We start from the raw sequence: 15,541 nt of genomic DNA on the forward strand, positions 1-15,541 counted from the left end.
GAGGAACCGTGCGACGAACCCTCCACGATCTTGCCTCCCTGGCCGCCAGGCTCGGGGTGGGCGGGATCTTCTTCGCCAACGGCTGGCACAAGCTCGAAGCGGGCCTGACCGCCACCGCCGGGCAGTTCACCACCCTGGGTGCCCCCGCACCGGGCGTGTGGGCCGCCACCACCATGCTGACGGAGCTCATCGGCGGCGCGCTGCTGGTGGCCGGGCTCGCCGTACCCGCGTGCGGGCTGCTGCTGTTCGCCGAGGCCCTCGCCGTGTTCGTACTGGCCAGTGGCGAGACGGGCCTGCCGCTCACCGGGGGCGACGCCAAGCTGATCGTGGCGCTCGGGGCCGCCTCCATCCTGCTGGCGGTGGGCGGCGCGGGCCGCCTGTCGGTCGACCACATGGTGGTGATCAAGCGCCGTGAGGCCGAGGCCGCCGAGGACTTCGCCGCCGAGACCGAGGCCGACGACGTCATCGCCGCGCTGCGCGAGCCGGAGACCCCTCCGGCGCCCGCCCTGCCCGCCGCCGGGAAGAAGCCCGCCGACACCGACAGGCCCGCTCCGGCCGCCTCCGAGAGCAGCACCGACACCGCGGAGTTCCCCGCCGCCGCCCGTCCGCGCACGCGTACCCGCAAGCCCTCCTCCGCTACCGCGCCACCCGCGCCGCCCGCCCCCGGCAAGGCCGGCGACACCCTCGTGGCGGGCAAGAAGGACGAGCCTTCCGGAACCTGAGCGGACGAATCCCGGACGCCCGGTCTCGCCCGGCCGCTGCCGGTCCTCGCGCGACTCACCGTGGTCGCGCGGGTGGTGCCTCGGCAGCATCACGGCCGGCACCGGTCGGCCGTCAGTCCCTTCCCTGCCAGGTCGTCACGCACGCCTCGTTGCCCTCCGCGTCCGCCAGCACCCAGAAGGAGGGCGCCGAGGCGTCGGACAGCAGGACCCCGCCCGAGGCGAGCGCGGCCTCGACCCGGTGGGACGCCTCGTCGTGGGGGACCGAGACGTCGAGATGGATCCGGTTGCGCTGCGCCCGGGGCGCGGTCATCCGCTGGAACCAGATCGCCGGACCCTGCCCGACGGGATCCACGAGCGCGCCCTCGCCGCCGGACGCTCCGGGCTCGTCGTCATAACCCATCACCGCCTTCCAGAACGGGCGGACGGCGGCGATGTCGATCGCGTCGATCGCGATCTCAAGGACCTGGACCGACCGCACCTCCCGGCCGCCCACGTCGGGGCCGGTGCTCAGCCCGAGCTCGCTCACGACCGCGGAGATCCGACCGGCGAGCTCGACCTCGACCGGCGTCACCGCACCGGTGACCGGTGAGCGCAGGGTCAGGACCACCCGGCCAGAGCGGACGTCCATCTCCAGGCTTCGCTCTCCGTCCGCGCCGGCCACGGCCACCGCCCGCGCGACGACCTCGACCGCCCGCGCGGGCGATGCCACGGTCACCGACGTGCGCACCACGTCCAGGACATAGCGCCACCCGAGATCGCCGACGGCGTCGGAGATCTCCCGTCGGCTCAGCCTTTCGTCACCATCCGGAACCTGCTGCGTCATACCGCCATGATCGCAGCGCTCCTCCCCGCACGGGACCCCATCGGCGGGCTCAGAGCTCGAAGCGGGCCACCCGGCGGAGCTTGTTCATGGCGTCCAGGGCGGCGACCTTGTAGGACTCGGCCAGGGTGGGGTAGTTGAAGACGGCGTCGACCAGGTAGTCGATGGTGCCGCCGCAGCCCATGACCGCCTGGCCGATGTGGAGCAGTTCGGTGGCGCCGGTGCCGAAGACGTGCACGCCGAGCAGGGCGCGGGTCTCCGGGGAGACCAGGAGCTTGAGCATGCCGTCGAGCATCCGGTCACGGCGCTCCACCACCGTCACCTTGGTGCCCAGCGCGGCGAACATCGAGGCGTACTCGATGCCGATCACCCCGGCCCCGACGACCACCATGGAGTCGGGGATGTCCTGCAGCTTCAGGATGCCGTCCGAGTCGATGATGGCGTGGTCGTCGAACTCCACGGTGTCGGGGCGGGCCGGCCGGGTACCCGTGGCGATAATGATCTTGTCGGCGGTCGCCTTGGTCTCGTGGCCGTGCTCGTCGACGACTCCGACCGTGTGCGGGTCGACAAAATGGCCCATCCCGCTGAGCACCGCCACGTGGTTGCGCGACAGCTGGCTGCGGATCACGTCGATCTCCCGGCCGATCACGTGCTGGGTGCGAATGCCCAGATCGGCCGCGGTGATCTCATCCTTAACCCGGTAGCTCTGGCCACAGAAGACCTCTAAAGGGAATAGGTTCGAGACACCAACCTGGAGCTCCAGAAACGGGCGCACCCTCAGCCCAATCCACTCTCTATGCCGCTGAACTGGCAACTCTTCCCCACGGCAGGGACACAGCAGACCAATCGGCCGGTCCCGCCTCGCGGTCGCGCTGCCCGCCAGCAAGCACGGTACGACGGTCGGCGAACTGACGGCATGCTTTATGCCGATGAGACTCTTTCCAGAGGAGCAGCGACGACCTTGGGGCGCCGCCCCAAACCCCGGGGCGCTCAGGCTCCGAGAGGTGGCCCGCGGAACGCGCTGGCCGTAGATGGTGGGACTGGAAGTCCTGATCGCTCGCCCGCCATCGACCCAGGCAGAGCCCAGCAGCCCGACTCCTCCAGGTCAAGCCCAGCCGTGCAGGCAGGACAACCAGCGGACGAGGAAGGTCACCGGGAACATGTACACGCAAGGCCGGGCCTGCCCCTCCGTCGCCGGCCCGCTGTCCTTCGGATGGGTCGAAGGCAGACGAGAGATCAGCACATCAGGCTGGCGGCGGGACCGACAGAAAGCGAAGCGCCTGCCCCGTCCAGACTCTCCACGACGAGGGTGCCCGGTTACACCACTTCTTCAGTGACTTCGCCAGCTTCCCGAAGGATCGGGAAACGATGCTGGTCGACCAGGAGGTGGGCGACCCCAATAGCCGCCACGACGGGCCAATCGATGACTTCTAGGGCACCCAGCACGCCGAGCACCGCGTAGAAGACAAGTCGGTCCGGTTCCGGCACAGTGAAGGTGCCGAACAGTGGCACGGTGACATGTGGTTTCCTGCCCGTGCCCGCCTGGCTGCGTGCTTTGTCATCCGATGCAGCGGTTAATCTCCGGGCCATGCCGTCCTCCGTGACTCGGGAACGTACAGCACCCCGATGCCCTCCCACGGTCGTCAATAACGCTGCTTGGCTAGGACTTTGGCTGGTCGCTCCAGCGGGACGTGCGTGAGTTGCGACTGACCTCGTTTTCGCCTTTCAGGGAAGCCCGGAGAACCCGAGGACGGCCACGCGAAGAGCCGCGCAGGGGAGGGCGCAAAGGCAGGTCCCGGCTATGTCCGCACGCGGCGTGGGGTGCTTGCGCTACCAGCGCGTTCACCAGATGCTCGAGATGACGAGCGCCACGAGACCGCCGGAGCATGTGCGAAGCCCTATGACCTCCACCGACGAACAGCAGGCGGCCTCGGGCCGGAAGGCCGGGTGAGCTCGGTGCTCACGGTGATCCTGGCCGTGTGCGCGGCGGCCTGCAACGCCCTCTCCTCCGTACTGCAGCGCCAGGCGGCACGGACCGCCCCACAGAGCGAGGCGTTCAAGCTGTCGTTGCTGTGGGACATGATGCGCAGACCGGTCTGGCTGGGCGGCATCGGCGCCATGATCGGCGGCTTCCTCTTCCAGGCGAGCGCGCTGAACTTCGGCATGCTCTCCCTGGTACAGCCGCTCCTCATCATGGAGCTGCCGTTCACCATGCTCATCATCTGGCTCAGGTTCAGGATCAAACTGGACCGTCAGCTGTGGCTGGCCATCATCTCCGTGACCCTCGGGCTGGCGCTCCTGCTCGCCTCCGCCAGCCCCGGAGGAGGGCGCCGGGCCCCGATCGCCCAGGACTGGGTGATCACCGCGATCGTCTGCGGGGGCATCGCTGCGTTCCTGATCGGGATGGCCAAGATCAGGAGCGGCTCGCACCGTGCGGCGCTGCTCGGCATCGCGTCCGGTCTAGGGTTCGCCGTCACCGCCGCGCTGATGAAGGAGAGCACCCGTCTCTTCGACACAGAAAAGGCCGCTGTGCTGACCACCTGGCCGGTCTACGCCATGGTCGCCGCAGGCATATTCAGCGTCTTCGTGCTGCAAACCGCCCTGCAGAGCGGCAGCCTCGTCGTCGTTCAGCCGACGCTCAACGTCACCGACCCCGTGACGAGCATCGGCCTCGGTGTCGCGCTCTTCGGCGAGAGCATCCGCCTGGGCGGCTGGATCGTGCTCGAACTGCTCGGCGTGGGCCTGATCTTCTATGGCAGCGTCAAGCTTGCCCAGTCCCCGCACATCCGCGGACAAGACCTCATGGCCCCGCAGGAAGAGTGAGGAACGACTCGGCGGGCCCAGCGTCTAACAGTGCCCGCCCGCTGGCGGCCCGCCGATCGCGTTCTCTGTCCACGGTGAGCCGGTCGACAGCGGTCGGCAGTGCGGCCATAACGTTTGCCTCACCGAGCACACGACAAGGTGCCGAGTGCGAGCTCGAACGGAGGAGCCGTCATGGAGCTTGCGACCACGGTTGAGACGGTGGGCGCGGCGGTGGACGTCGCTGGAGTGGCCGTCATCGTGTGCGGTGCCTTGATCGCCACGGGTGTGTTCATACGTCGACTACTCCACCGCGGCAAGGAGTTCTCGGACGCGTACCGGCTGTACCGCCAGAGCCTGGGCCGGGCCATCCTGCTCGGGCTGGAGTTTCTGGTCGCCGGTGACATCATCCGTACGGTCGCGGTCTCGCCAACGTTCGCCAGCCTTGGAGTGCTCGCGGTGATCGTGCTGGTGCGGACGTTCCTTAGCTTCTCCCTCGAGGTCGAGTTGGAGGGCCACTGGCCGTGGCGGCGACCCGCGCGCACACACCCACCGCGAACGGCGGGCTGACCGGGGGCTCGGTCGTCGACGGGGAGCGGGCTCTCCATCCAGTAGGAGCAGCCACTCGTCAAACTCATCGAGGTAGGTCATTTGTCGTCCCGGTAGGGGTGTGGGTGACCACGGCGGAGATCGCCAGACGGGAGAGCAGGCGACGTGACGGCACTCGTTGTTCCCTGCTGATCCTGCCAGGCACGCTCCATCCGCGTTGACAAAGGGGCCGAGGTCCCGCGAAGAGCGCTGTACAGCAGCGGGATACAGCAACGCCGCCTCACATGACCACACGCCACCGGTCCGCAACTACCACTTGAGCAGGGCGAGGAGCCCTCTACGTCATGACTGGCTCCCGTTTGCAAGTAGACACTCAGGTACTCGGCCTTCGGCCGAGAATGACAGCAGCGCTGACAGCAAAGTCCCCACACACGGACTCACTTCGGCCACCGTCCACCACCCTCTGACCACGGTCTCCGCTACCCGACCAGGGTGGTTGGTCTGCCTGGAAAGCGGACAGTCGTAGTACCAGGGCGAAAGAAAAATGGACCAGGAGTCATCCGATTGGCCCTTGGCAGGCGTGGCGGCGCCGTCCCTCCGGATCCCACGCCGCCACGCCCGTCTTCACCGGGCTCTTCCGGACAGTAGTGCCGCCCAGATCGCCCGAGCCTCAAGGATCGAACCGACAGAGGTCTCATGGACTTCGTTGTCGGCATCGAGTTGGACGGTCCGCTGGATGAATGCCCGGCCGCCGCCCTCGCACAATTCGTAGACCGTGGCCCGGCAGAAGCAGGTCCAGGCCACCGGCCGCACCCGGGCGAGTACCGGGTACGGCGTTCGCCACTCCAGCCGTACGTGATTTCGCTGAGCCATCACCACGTGCAGGCTCAGGCACTCATCCAGCGTGATCACGACATGCTCTCGGCGATCAGCTCCGACAGCGGATGCGTCTCCCGAAGCTCCCGGTAGCGGAAGGTGATCCGGCGGGCGGCTCGTTCGGGCTCGGTCGTGGGGTGCCAGGCATAGACGAACCGCCGACGCCGGGCATCCCAACCGGTACGCCACCAGAACCGCTCTCCGTCGCACCACACCACCAGGCCGACCCAGACCGACACCAGCGCCAGCCCGTAGCCGTCGTGGACGTCAGCGGCGATGCCGTGCCTCTCCAGGGCTGCACGCAGGAGTTCGGCCTGCCGGACGGGATCGACCGTGCTCAAGGCCGGATAGGGGCGCCGCAGGTGACGCTGCGGGGTGGTTCCTGTTTCGAGGCTGGTCACGGTGCCGTCCTTCGCCGTAGTCATTGACCACGTCCCTGTGCCGGAGCCACCATGGATTGCGCCGTAGCCGCGTGACGGCAGTTGCTTTCGATGATTACCGGACAGGGAAATGACCTTTCGGGGCGAAGAAGACGATTGGTAGCCGCCTGTTCTTCGCCTGGTAAAAGCATCAGGGTCGACAACCGGCAATTCACCGTTGCACCGTTGCCGCAACAATCGTTGCCGCAGCGGTCAGAGAGGGCGTTCGACGTGGTCAGTGGCCAGGACTTACGAACAGCGCGGCAGAGCGTGAAGATCAGTCTCGATGTGCTCGCCGAGCAGATCGGCATGTCAAAAGGACATCTCAGCCGAGTGGAGCGCGGACAACGCGAGGTCACACCGGCCTTACTTCGCAGTTACCAACAAGCCTTAGGCGTACATGTTGCGGCAACAGACACCGAATCCCTCTTACCGGACACTATGGAAGACATGAAACGCAGAAATGTTCTAGGAATCATCGCCGCCGCCTCCGTGGGATCGGCTGCGCTGGAGCCGCTGGCCCGCCTCCTGGACGGGCTGGACGGCAAGGACCTCACCAGCGTGGGCATCGCCGAGGTCCAGGCGGTCGAGGCCGCCGCCGACCTGTACACCCGGATGGACCTGGCACACGGCGGAAGCATGGCGGCGGCCATGGCGCGCGGTTCTCTGAGCTGGGCGATCGAACTGCTGGACAGGCCGATGACGCCACCGGTCCGTGAACGCCTGTCCTCAGCGATCGGGCTGCTGGCCGACCGGCTCGGCTGGGCGATCTACGACGCTGGCGACACCGCCAAAGCCAGCCGGGTGCTCACCCTCGCCCTGGACAACGCCGCACGCGGCACTGACCGGGACCTGCGCGCCCACGTCATGTTGGATCTGTCGACCGTCGTCACCGACTCGGGCCGCCCGTCGGAAGGCGTGGAGATCCTCCGGCTGGCCCTGGGCGATGAGCGGATCAGCTCCGCCGAACGGGCCAATCTGCACGCCGTCGCCGCCCGGCACTGTGCCGCAGCCCACGATCGCCCGGCGGGACTGCGACATGTCGACCTTGCCGAGGAGGCACTGACCAGGCCGCAACCGGCCTCCTCACCGGACTGGGCGCGGCGCATCACCGTCTCCCCCGGGCACCATGACAGCGCCCTGGGTCTGGCCCTGTTCGCCCTGGGAGAGGACACCCGAGCCCGGGAACGCCTGTCGTCCGCCATGGTCAGGCTGGACAGCGGCCGGACCCGCACCGGGCTGCGCTGCCGTACCCGGCTGGCCACCCTGCACATGCGCGCCGGAGACCTGGAACACGGCGAACGCGAGGCGCGCCGGGCCGTACAGGACGCCACCGGGGTCCGATCCCGGCGCATATCCGGTGACCTGCAGATGATGGTGACCAGCGCTCGCGCCCACGGCATGAACGGTCTCGCCGACGAGCTGACCCACGCCATCGCGCAGGAGGCGACGACCTCAGCGGATGCGTAGCCTCCTGGGGCCATCGAGGCCGGTGAGGATCGGTCGTGGTGCCGCCGGCCGAACTCGCTTCGCGAGCCCTTCGGGTGCCTACGGCATTCCGCCGGCCGCACCACTCGGCGACGGGGAAGGCCAGGCATCAATGCCGGTCCTCCAGCTCACCATCTCGGGCGATCCGTCGAGCGGCGGTGATGCTTTGGCGGGCGAGTTCGGCCCAGAACGGTTCGCCGTGCCGATGGCCGCTGCCCGCGTAACGCCATTCCGACAGCGTGAAAGTCTTGCCGTCCTCAGGTTCCGGCAGGCCGAGGATTAGCCGAGCCTGTTCGGCCCGGTAGGCGGCGCGGGCCTGACGGAGGTCGCCGAGGGTCGTGGAGTAGTGACGGCTCTTGGTGGAGAAGTGCCCGCGATAGCCGAGCATGTGAGCCCACTGCCGCAGCGGGATGTCCCGGTACTCGGGTAGGTCCGCCAGGACGAAACAGGTGTAGATCATGCGCCGGGCGTGCTCGGTCACGTCGAGTCCGGCGACCTCCCAGGCGTTGCGGACCGGGCGATCGACCGTTCCCGCGGATTCGGCTCCCTTGGTCGCGTACTTGGCCACGTACGACGCCACCCGCTGATCACTCACGCCGTCGAGGTCGTTGGAGACGTACACCGGACGAACGTCGAGCTGATCGCCCCAGCTCAGCTGGATCGGGGAAAGACCATCGGCCATGGGGACGACGATCTGTCCGGCCGCCTGGCGGATCGCCTGGTCGAGGAGAGGGACGGTCGCCCAGTCCGGCGGCCGGTCGGCGGGTCCGTCCGGGCCGTCGAGGCGGATCACCGCGTGGAAGTGCACCAGGCCGCGCACCTGGTACTCGGCGACCTTGGCGTACGACAGCCGCAGCGTACGGCGCAGCGTGGAACGGCGGACGCCGAGCAGCGAGGCGAGGACGCCGGGAAGCGCCTGGGTGAGGCGCCGACACAGTTCCCCCGCGTGGGCGTTCCACAGCACCGCGCCCTCGTAGTCGTAGCAGCTCACGCAGAGCGGTTGCCCGGCCTGCGGATCATCGCGCTCGTGCCGGGCGCCGCAGCCCTCCGGCCGCCCGTGCTCGCACACCGGGAAGTCGCGCCGGGGACGGCAGGGCAGTGTCTTGCCGTCCTTCTCCCGATGGGCGTGGACCGCACCGAAGGACGGGGCGGTGAAGGTGGCGAACACACGGGGATGCCCGCTCACGTCCTCGGGGACGCCCTTGCCGCCGCGCAACCCGGAGATGATCAGGTGGTAGGTGTCGTCCTTGTAGGTCGCCGAGCAGGCCGGGCACCGGGAGGCCCGGCGGTTTCCACACGCGGTCAGCAGGAACCCGGTCGGCTCGTCGGCGGTGCGGTAGACGTCCAGGACCTCACCCGTTCCGGCGTCCACGGTGATCCGCTCACCGTGGAGCCGGATCGGCTGGGCACAGCCGCCGGTCGCGTAGACCATGCGGTGCCATCGGTCGAAGTCCGGCATGGCTGCGCGTTCGATGGCGGCTCTGATGTCTGCGGAGAAGTGGCCGGGAGTCATGCGGCCACCTCGTCATCGGGTCCGGCCATAGGCCCTTCGTCGAGGTCGCCGATGATCTCGACACCGAGGATCACGCTGATCCGGTGCCACTTCTCGGCGGTCCACCGGGGGCGTTCGGCGGCTTTCTTCCTGCCCCATGCGCGCGCTTCGGCGCTCGGCAAGCGCTCCAAACCAACTCCTTCCTCTCAGCGGAAGGAGCCACCCAAGAAAGCAGACCCACAGGGAGAAGCCCCACGGCGGCATGCGCGTACGGCGCATCCACCACAGGGCTTCGACGAGTCGCTTCTGAGAGTTTGGGTTGGTGAGCGTCTTTGTCTCGGCTGTCGCGGGACGAACCCGCTGGGCGCCACCCGGCGGCCGGGTGCTCACCCCGGCCTAATCATGAACCCTCCAAGACTTAGCGCCCTTGAGAGAGTTCTACCCGTACATGCCGCGCTGGTTGAGGCCGGTCAGGTGCAGGACGGCCTCGCGCAGCGTCTTGGAGGGGATGGTGCCGGTGTTGATGCATACTCCGCCGAGCATGTTGCGCCGCTCGACGAGCGCGACGCGCCGTTCGAGTTTCGCGGCGGCGATCGCGGCCTTCTGCCCACCCGGCCCGGAACCAAGAACGATGACATCAAAATCCCACATAGGGCTCAGTGTGAAGGCACGGAACGATCCCAACCAGACCTGTGACTCCCGCGCTCACCGAGGGAAGCCGCTTCTCGCCTCCCCCGGCCGGTAAAGGCACCCCTGACCGTTTCGGACACCGGCACCGCGGCAAGGAGGCGATTCGCCCTCCGGCGCTGAACCTGATGAGCGGTCCGGACCGTGGCGGCCCTGCCGACACCTCCGGCCTCGGCGCACCGGCACCTCGCCCGGTGACCGCGTCTCGGCCAAGCATCTCCCGCGTGGCGGCCTCATGCCGCCACGCCGTGTCGCCACCGCCTTACGCCATCGCCCCCACGTGGTCCACGATCGCGGTCGCCCCCTCCTGGCGTGCGCAGTTGGCGCAGCAGAACCAGTGTCGACCGGCCTCGACGCCGTGCCCGACGATGCGGACCCCGCAGTGCTCGCAGATCGGTGCCAGCCGCTGGATCGCGCACTCGAAGCTGTCGAAGACGTGCACCCCACCCTGGGTGTGCACCTCGAAGCTCATGTCGTAGTCGTTACCGCACGTTTCACAAGTCGCCATGTTTCCCCCCGAAAACTCGGCATTTCCGGTTAAGTCCTACCCAGGTAGCTGTCAGTCAGACAATCCTTCCCACCACGATCACCACCGCGACCAGCGCGAACACCGCCGAGGCGGCCAGCAGCGGGGGGAGCAGCCGGGCGAACCTCTCACGTGCCACAAGACGGGCGCGGTTGGCGTCGATCCACTCCGCCAGGCGGGGCCAGGCATAGGGCAGCGCCTGGTGGACCAGGCACGCCTGGTCTCCCCGGTGCCCGACCAGCCCCGCGAAACCGTGCAGGACGCCCTCGGACCCGGCGGGGGCCCTGGCCTCGCGGGCGACCGCCTGCCCGTCGGCGTCGATGACGACGAGCCTCAGGAACACCCCCGGCACGCGCTCCCGGTCCGCCGGGTCCAGCGCGGCGAACGCCGACTCGGCCAGCGCGCCCAGATGCGGATCGTCGCAGGCCGTGCGGACCCTGGCCGCGACCTCGGCACCCGCCCGCAGCAGCGGGGCCGTCTCGGGCTCCGGCGCACCCGTCCGGGGAACGGCCGGGTCGGCGGCGATCAGGGCGATCAGCAGGTCACGGGCGGCGGGTCTGGCCCGGGGATCCTTGGCGAGCGCGGCAGCGGCCAGGGGCCGCAGCGAGCGGGGCAGCGGGCTCAGGTCGAGGTCGAGCGAGAGGATCCGGTGCATCACCGCGCCCAGGCTGCCCGCCGCGAACGGATCCTCGCCACTCGCGGCGTACAGCACGATCCCGCCCCAGGCGAACACGTCGGCGGCGGGACCCGCCTCGCCGCCGGTGAACACCTCGGGCGCCGTGTACGACGGCGCGCGTGGCCTGAGCCCGGTGGCGGTCAGCGCGGTTCTCAGCCCGGGACTAACCCCGAATCCGACGATCCTGGGTCCGCTCCGGCCGAGGAACACCTTGTCGGGTGCGAGGTCGCGGTGGACGACCCCGACGTCGTGGAGGGCGGTCAGCGCGACGGCGATCGCCGTCGCGAGGGCGTGCAGGTCGTCACCGTCGAAGATCCGGCCGGCCCCGCGCAGGCTGGGGCCCTCGACGTACTCGCTGACGATGTACGGCCTGGGCCCGTCCAGATCGGCGTCCAGCACCCCCGCCGTACAGAACGAGGCCACCCGGCGAGCCGCGGCGGCCTCACGACCGAACCGCTCACGCAACTCCGGATCGCTCCCGGCGTCACCGTGCAGCACCTTCACCGCCACACGCCTGCCGGCGACGTCGTACGCCTCGTAGACCACACCCTGACCACCCGCACCCAACCGCCCGGCCAGCCAGTAACCGCCCAGCCGCTGCGGATCACCCACGATCAGTTCCCGCGCCACTCTCATGGGGTGTTTGATGCGATCTCCGGAGAAAAAGTTTCTGCTAGCCGGGGCAGACCTTGCGATAGGGCAGGTCACCGAGGTAGGTGCGCCACTCCTCACGCGAGAGGGTGCGGCCCGCACGCTCGCAGACCACCCGCGCCACCGCCTCCGGCTCGACCGGATACTCGCTCAAGGTGCCGGCCGAGTCGACGGCGACCAGCCTGGCCCCGTCGGGACTGAACGCCAGCGACTGGAGATCGCCGGTCTGCGCGACGATCGGCTGGCCGAGGCGGCGCCCGGTCGCGACGTCCCACAGCCCCACCGACCGTTCGTTCACCGCCGCGGCGATGACGTCGCCGCGGGGCGAGTACGTCAGAGCGGCCCCCGCGCCCCGCTCGCTCCGGATCAGGGTGCCCACCCGGTCCCTGCCCCGGGTCTCGAACACCGAGATCCGCCCGACCTGGTCGGCGATGGCGAAGCGGGCTCCGTCCTCGCCGAAGGCCAGCGCGATCGTCGGGATGCCGACGCCGGGCGAGCCGTAGGTGTCGCCGAACGGTTCGCCGGTCTTCGCGTCCAGCAACCGGTGGTCACCGCCCGCGACCGCGAGCGTCTTGCCGTCCGGGGTGAACACCAGCCCATCGACCATCTCCTGCGCCCGCGACCAGCGGAGCCGGCCGCTGGGCACGTCCCAGACGTGGATCTCCCCGCCGGGCACCTCGTCGGAGTCGTAGTAGAGGGTGTAGGAGGCCACCGCGGTGCCGTCGGCGCTGATGGCCACGGCGGGCACCTGGCCCGCGCGGGCGGTGGCGACGGCGGCGATCCGCTTGGAGGTGGCCGTGTCCCAGACGGTCAGTCGGGAACTGTCCCCTCCGGTGTTGGCCACCAGCCGCCCGCCATCGGCGCTGAAGGCCATCTCGAAGAAGCCGTCGGCGCCCTCGGGCCCGACCTCCAGCGAGCCCACGCGGGCGCGCCGCCGGACGTCCCGGATCACGACCTCGCTCGCCTTGTCGCCCCTGGAGGCGAGGAGCCTCCCGTCGGGACTGAGGGTCGCCCAGCCGGTCCCGGGCCCCTTCAGCGTGACGGGCCTGGTCAGCGCGGAGACGTCGAGGCTCGTCACCGAATCCTCCGTGAGGTAACGCAGGGTACGCCCGTCCGGGTCGAAGGCCACGACGGGCTGGTACGCGTCGATCTTCTGGGTGAGCAGCAGCCGGCCGTCCTGGACCCGCCAGACCCGCAGGGCCGTATCGAGTGCCGAGGCCAGGAAGCGTCCGTCCGGGCTGAAGACGAGGTCGCCGGTGGCGCCATCCTCGAAGAAACGATCCAGGTCGGCCCCGGTGGACGCGTCGCGCAGCTCGATCCGCCTGCCTTTGGCCACGGCGACGGTCGTGCCGTCGGGGCTGTAGGCCACGTGCGGCCCGCAGCCGTTGCAGCGGCTGCCCAGCGGGATCCTGCGCAGGTCTTCCAGAGTGAAGGACGCCGTCTCCCCGTTGAGGTCGCCGATCGCGAACCCGCGTCCGTCGGCCGAGATGTCGAAGCCGCCGACGGACACGGGCGGCGACAGTTCCTTACCGGTCACGACGTTCCAGAGCGTGAGGCCCTGCCCCTGGGTGACCACGAGCCAGTCGTCGGACTGCCCGAAGAACACCCCGGTGTCGCCACCCGCGGTCCGCCCCTGGACGGCGATGGAGAACCCCGTCGGCCTGCCGGTCCGCACGTTCCAGACCTTCAGCCTCAGACCGCTGATCACGGCCAGCAACCCGCCGCCCGGGCTCAGCGCGATGTCGCGCAGGTCGTCGCCGACGCCGGTGAGACCGCCGGTGCGCCTTCCGGTCCGCACGTCCCAGAAGCGCGCCTCGCCGTCGCTCGCGCTGACGAGCGTGCGCCCGTCGGCGCTCAGCGCCCTGAGGGTCTGAATTCCCGCGGCCGGATCATGGAAGGCGGCCGTCTCCCGCTGGGCCAGCGAACCGGCCAGGCTCGCCCTGGCCTCGGTCACCGGCGCCAGCCGCCAGGCGGCCACGCTGAGCAGCATGGCCCTGACCGGCTCGGCGATCCGCAGCGCGTCGGCCGTCGCGGCGAGCCGGGCGGCCGTCGCCTGGTCGCGCTGGGAGGCGATGACGTCGCTGCGCGCGTCGGCCACCCTGCTCTGCTGCACGGCGAGCACCCCGGCGACCAGCGCGACGACCAGCAGCACGGCCAGCGTGCCGGACAGCACCCGGCCCCGGCGGGCGCGGCGCCGGGTGAGGGCGGCACCCGCCTCCAGGAAGTCCCGCTCGACCGGGCTGAGCGTGATGTTGCGGCGCCCCGTGGCCGCCCAGCGCATGGCGTTCTCCAGGCTGCTGCCCTGGAACAGGTCGCCCTCCCGCTGCCCCTGGGCCTCCCAGCGCCGCGCCGCGGTCAGGATGCCGCGGTGCACGGCCAGGCCGTCCCGGTTGGCCTGGACCCACATCCGCAGCCTCGGCCAGGCCTGCGGCAGCGCGGGCCGCGACAGCCAGACCTCCTCCTCGTCGTGGGCGACCAGGTACGAGAACACCTCCACCAGACGCCGGACCGCTGTCACCTCGCCCTCCTCGCGCCCGTCGAGAAGCTCGGCCCATCGCGCCTGCCGTACGATCAGCTGGTCGTCGTCGGTCACGGTGACCAGCCGCAGGAAGATCTCGGGGGCGAGTTCGCGCTCGGCCGGGCCGAGCGCGACGTAGGCGTCCTCGGCGAGGGTGCCGAGCGCGGGGTCGGCGGACGCCGCGCGGATCTGGGCCCCGGCGTCGCTGCCCGCCGCCAGCAGTCTCGGTGTGTCGATGGCGCCGTCCCCGCTGACCAGGGCGAGCAGCAGGTCCCTCGCGGTGGGCCGCGCGGCGGGGTCCTTGGCGAGGGAGGCCGCGACGAACGGTCGCAGGTGCTCGGGGAGCATGTCCAGCTGGGGCTGTACCGACAGCACGCGGTGCATGATCCCGCCCAGACTCTCCGCCCGGAACGGGTCGGCACCCGTCGCGGCGAAGACCATGATCCCGCCCCAGGCGAAGATGTCGACGGCGGTGCTCGCGCGCTGGCCCATGAAGATCTCGGGGGCCATGTAGGTCGGGGTGCCCGCCACCATGCCGGTCGCGGTCAGTGACATGTCCTCCGTGCGGGCGACGCCGAAGTCGATCACACGGGGGCCGTCAGGACCCAGCAGCACGTTGTCGGGTTTGAGGTCGCGGTGGATGACCCCGGCCTCGTGGACGGCGGTCAGCGCGGTGGCGATCGCCGTCGCGAGACGGTGCAGGTCGCCTCCGGTGAAGCGGCGCCCCTCGGCGACGGCCCTGCGCAGGCTGGGGCCCTCGACGTACTCGCTGACGATGTACGGCCTGGGCCCGTCCAGATCGGCGTCCAGCACCCCCGCCGTACAGAACGAGGCCACCCGGCGAGCCGCGGCGGCCTCACGACCGAACCGCTCACGCAACTCCGGATCGCTCCCGGCGTCACCGTGCAGCACCTTCACCGCCACACGCCTGCCGTCGACGTCGTACGCCTCGTAGACCACACCCTGACCACCCGCACCCAACCGCCCGGCCAGCCAGTAACCGCCCAGCCGCTGCGGATCACCGTCGATAAGTGTCGTGCTCAACTCACACTCCGTTCAACGGCAGGTTGGACGCTCCTGAGGACGACGAAGTTCGCGGAGTGCCGAACATTCCGAACACGTCTCGCCCTCCTTGAGTGAACGGTGACGAAACTCTCGCGGCCGGCATGGCCCGTGGCCTGCTGGGCGACCTCGACGAGGCCGGGAACACCGACCAGGATGCCTGCTTCCGGCCGGCCGGGGAGGACCGTTCGGAGATCGGAGACGTCACGGGCCGACCGGTCGTCAGAGTAGCCGGGCCCGCACCGGACGTGCCGCG

General features: G+C 69.9%; 15 protein-coding genes and 1 pseudogene. 5 read left to right on the forward strand and 11 right to left on the reverse strand.

Going from position 1 to position 15,541, the window contains the following annotated elements; all coding sequences use genetic code 11:
- Nucleotides 1-8 precede the first annotated feature (8 nt).
- On the forward strand, nt 9-722 hold the full coding sequence (locus tag ACQP0P_RS34675) for a DoxX family protein (RefSeq protein WP_433363229.1): 714 nt from the start codon (nt 9-11) through the stop codon (nt 720-722).
- Between the two features lie 112 nt (nt 723-834).
- Here ACQP0P_RS34675 and ACQP0P_RS34680 read toward each other — a convergent pair whose 3' ends face one another.
- The 3 genes from ACQP0P_RS34680 to ACQP0P_RS34690 form a co-directional block, all read right to left on the reverse strand.
- Nucleotides 835-1,545 (reverse strand): VOC family protein, encoded by a 711-nt coding sequence (locus ACQP0P_RS34680; RefSeq protein ID WP_433363232.1) that lies wholly within the window; start codon nt 1,543-1,545, stop codon nt 835-837.
- 49 nt (nt 1,546-1,594) lie between these two features.
- On the reverse strand, nt 1,595-2,317 hold the full coding sequence (locus ACQP0P_RS34685) for an FAD-dependent oxidoreductase (RefSeq protein ID WP_433363235.1): 723 nt from the start codon (nt 2,315-2,317) through the stop codon (nt 1,595-1,597).
- Nucleotides 2,318-2,859: 542 nt separating this feature from the next.
- The gene (locus ACQP0P_RS34690; RefSeq protein ID WP_433363238.1) at nt 2,860-3,132 is read right to left on the reverse strand and encodes a hypothetical protein; all 273 of its coding nucleotides are present in this window, start codon (nt 3,130-3,132) and stop codon (nt 2,860-2,862) included.
- 357 nt (nt 3,133-3,489) lie between these two features.
- Here ACQP0P_RS34690 and ACQP0P_RS34695 point away from each other — a divergent pair, with 357 nt between their 5' ends.
- Both ACQP0P_RS34695 and ACQP0P_RS34700 read left to right on the forward strand, forming a co-directional pair.
- Nucleotides 3,490-4,365 (forward strand): DMT family transporter, encoded by an 876-nt coding sequence (locus tag ACQP0P_RS34695; RefSeq protein WP_433363241.1) that lies wholly within the window; start codon nt 3,490-3,492, stop codon nt 4,363-4,365.
- 171 nt (nt 4,366-4,536) lie between these two features.
- Entirely contained in the window at nt 4,537-4,911 is a 375-nt protein-coding gene (locus tag ACQP0P_RS34700; RefSeq protein WP_433363244.1) for a DUF1622 domain-containing protein, read from the forward strand.
- 603 nt (nt 4,912-5,514) lie between these two features.
- On the opposite strand, the gene ACQP0P_RS34705 is transcribed toward ACQP0P_RS34700, so the two are convergent.
- Nucleotides 5,515-5,802 (reverse strand): hypothetical protein, encoded by a 288-nt coding sequence (locus ACQP0P_RS34705; RefSeq protein WP_433363247.1) that lies wholly within the window; start codon nt 5,800-5,802, stop codon nt 5,515-5,517.
- On the reverse strand, nt 5,799-6,191 hold the full coding sequence (locus ACQP0P_RS34710; protein ID WP_433363250.1) for a hypothetical protein: 393 nt from the start codon (nt 6,189-6,191) through the stop codon (nt 5,799-5,801). Before ACQP0P_RS34710 ends, ACQP0P_RS34705 begins: the two co-directional genes overlap by 4 nt.
- A gap of 66 nt (nt 6,192-6,257) precedes the next feature.
- On the opposite strand from ACQP0P_RS34710, the pseudogene ACQP0P_RS34715 reads away from it, so the two are divergent.
- Both ACQP0P_RS34715 and ACQP0P_RS34720 read left to right on the forward strand, forming a co-directional pair.
- Nucleotides 6,258-6,539: pseudogene (locus ACQP0P_RS34715) on the forward strand (helix-turn-helix domain-containing protein); the annotation flags it as partial.
- 96 nt (nt 6,540-6,635) lie between these two features.
- Nucleotides 6,636-7,655, forward strand: coding sequence for a hypothetical protein (locus ACQP0P_RS34720; protein ID WP_433382493.1), 1,020 nt, complete (start codon nt 6,636-6,638; stop codon nt 7,653-7,655).
- 127 nt (nt 7,656-7,782) lie between these two features.
- Here ACQP0P_RS34720 and ACQP0P_RS34725 read toward each other — a convergent pair whose 3' ends face one another.
- From ACQP0P_RS34725 to ACQP0P_RS34750, 6 genes are all read right to left on the reverse strand, one after another.
- Nucleotides 7,783-9,186 (reverse strand): replication initiator, encoded by a 1,404-nt coding sequence (locus tag ACQP0P_RS34725; protein ID WP_433363253.1) that lies wholly within the window; start codon nt 9,184-9,186, stop codon nt 7,783-7,785.
- Nucleotides 9,183-9,356 carry a hypothetical protein gene (locus ACQP0P_RS34730; RefSeq protein WP_433363256.1) on the reverse strand — a complete coding sequence of 58 codons (174 nt, stop codon included), beginning with the start codon at nt 9,354-9,356 and terminating at the stop codon, nt 9,183-9,185. The genes ACQP0P_RS34725 and ACQP0P_RS34730 overlap by 4 nt, the downstream gene beginning before the upstream one ends.
- A gap of 247 nt (nt 9,357-9,603) precedes the next feature.
- Complete coding sequence (locus ACQP0P_RS34735) at nt 9,604-9,816, reverse strand: FAD-dependent oxidoreductase (RefSeq protein ID WP_350959598.1); 213 nt, start codon at nt 9,814-9,816, stop codon at nt 9,604-9,606.
- Between the two features lie 298 nt (nt 9,817-10,114).
- Nucleotides 10,115-10,360 (reverse strand): hypothetical protein, encoded by a 246-nt coding sequence (locus tag ACQP0P_RS34740; RefSeq protein ID WP_433363260.1) that lies wholly within the window; start codon nt 10,358-10,360, stop codon nt 10,115-10,117.
- 55 nt (nt 10,361-10,415) lie between these two features.
- Entirely contained in the window at nt 10,416-11,690 is a 1,275-nt protein-coding gene (locus ACQP0P_RS34745; protein ID WP_433363263.1) for a serine/threonine-protein kinase, read from the reverse strand.
- 37 nt (nt 11,691-11,727) lie between these two features.
- Entirely contained in the window at nt 11,728-15,267 is a 3,540-nt protein-coding gene (locus ACQP0P_RS34750) for a protein kinase domain-containing protein (protein ID WP_433363266.1), read from the reverse strand.
- Between the last annotated feature and the right edge of the window lie 274 nt (nt 15,268-15,541).

The organism is Streptosporangium sp. CA-115845 (assembly GCF_050943795.1).
Taxonomy (GTDB): domain Bacteria; phylum Actinomycetota; class Actinomycetes; order Streptosporangiales; family Streptosporangiaceae; genus Streptosporangium.

What these genes read in the sequence shown, in the direction of transcription:
- ACQP0P_RS34680 (WP_433363232.1), bottom strand. Translation starts at nt 1,545, where the DNA reads ATGACGCAGCAGGTTCCGGATGGTGACGAAAGGCTGAGCCGACGGGAG.
- ACQP0P_RS34690 (WP_433363238.1), bottom strand. Translation starts at nt 3,132, where the DNA reads ATGGCCCGGAGATTAACCGCTGCATCGGATGACAAAGCACGCAGCCAG.
- ACQP0P_RS34700 (WP_433363244.1), top strand. Translation starts at nt 4,537, where the DNA reads ATGGAGCTTGCGACCACGGTTGAGACGGTGGGCGCGGCGGTGGACGTC.
- ACQP0P_RS34710 (WP_433363250.1), bottom strand. Translation starts at nt 6,191, where the DNA reads ATGACTACGGCGAAGGACGGCACCGTGACCAGCCTCGAAACAGGAACC.
- ACQP0P_RS34720 (WP_433382493.1), top strand. Translation starts at nt 6,636, where the DNA reads ATGAAACGCAGAAATGTTCTAGGAATCATCGCCGCCGCCTCCGTGGGA.
- ACQP0P_RS34725 (WP_433363253.1), bottom strand. Translation starts at nt 9,186, where the DNA reads ATGACTCCCGGCCACTTCTCCGCAGACATCAGAGCCGCCATCGAACGC.
- ACQP0P_RS34735 (WP_350959598.1), bottom strand. Translation starts at nt 9,816, where the DNA reads ATGTGGGATTTTGATGTCATCGTTCTTGGTTCCGGGCCGGGTGGGCAG.
- ACQP0P_RS34740 (WP_433363260.1), bottom strand. Translation starts at nt 10,360, where the DNA reads ATGGCGACTTGTGAAACGTGCGGTAACGACTACGACATGAGCTTCGAG.
- ACQP0P_RS34745 (WP_433363263.1), bottom strand. Translation starts at nt 11,690, where the DNA reads ATGAGAGTGGCGCGGGAACTGATCGTGGGTGATCCGCAGCGGCTGGGC.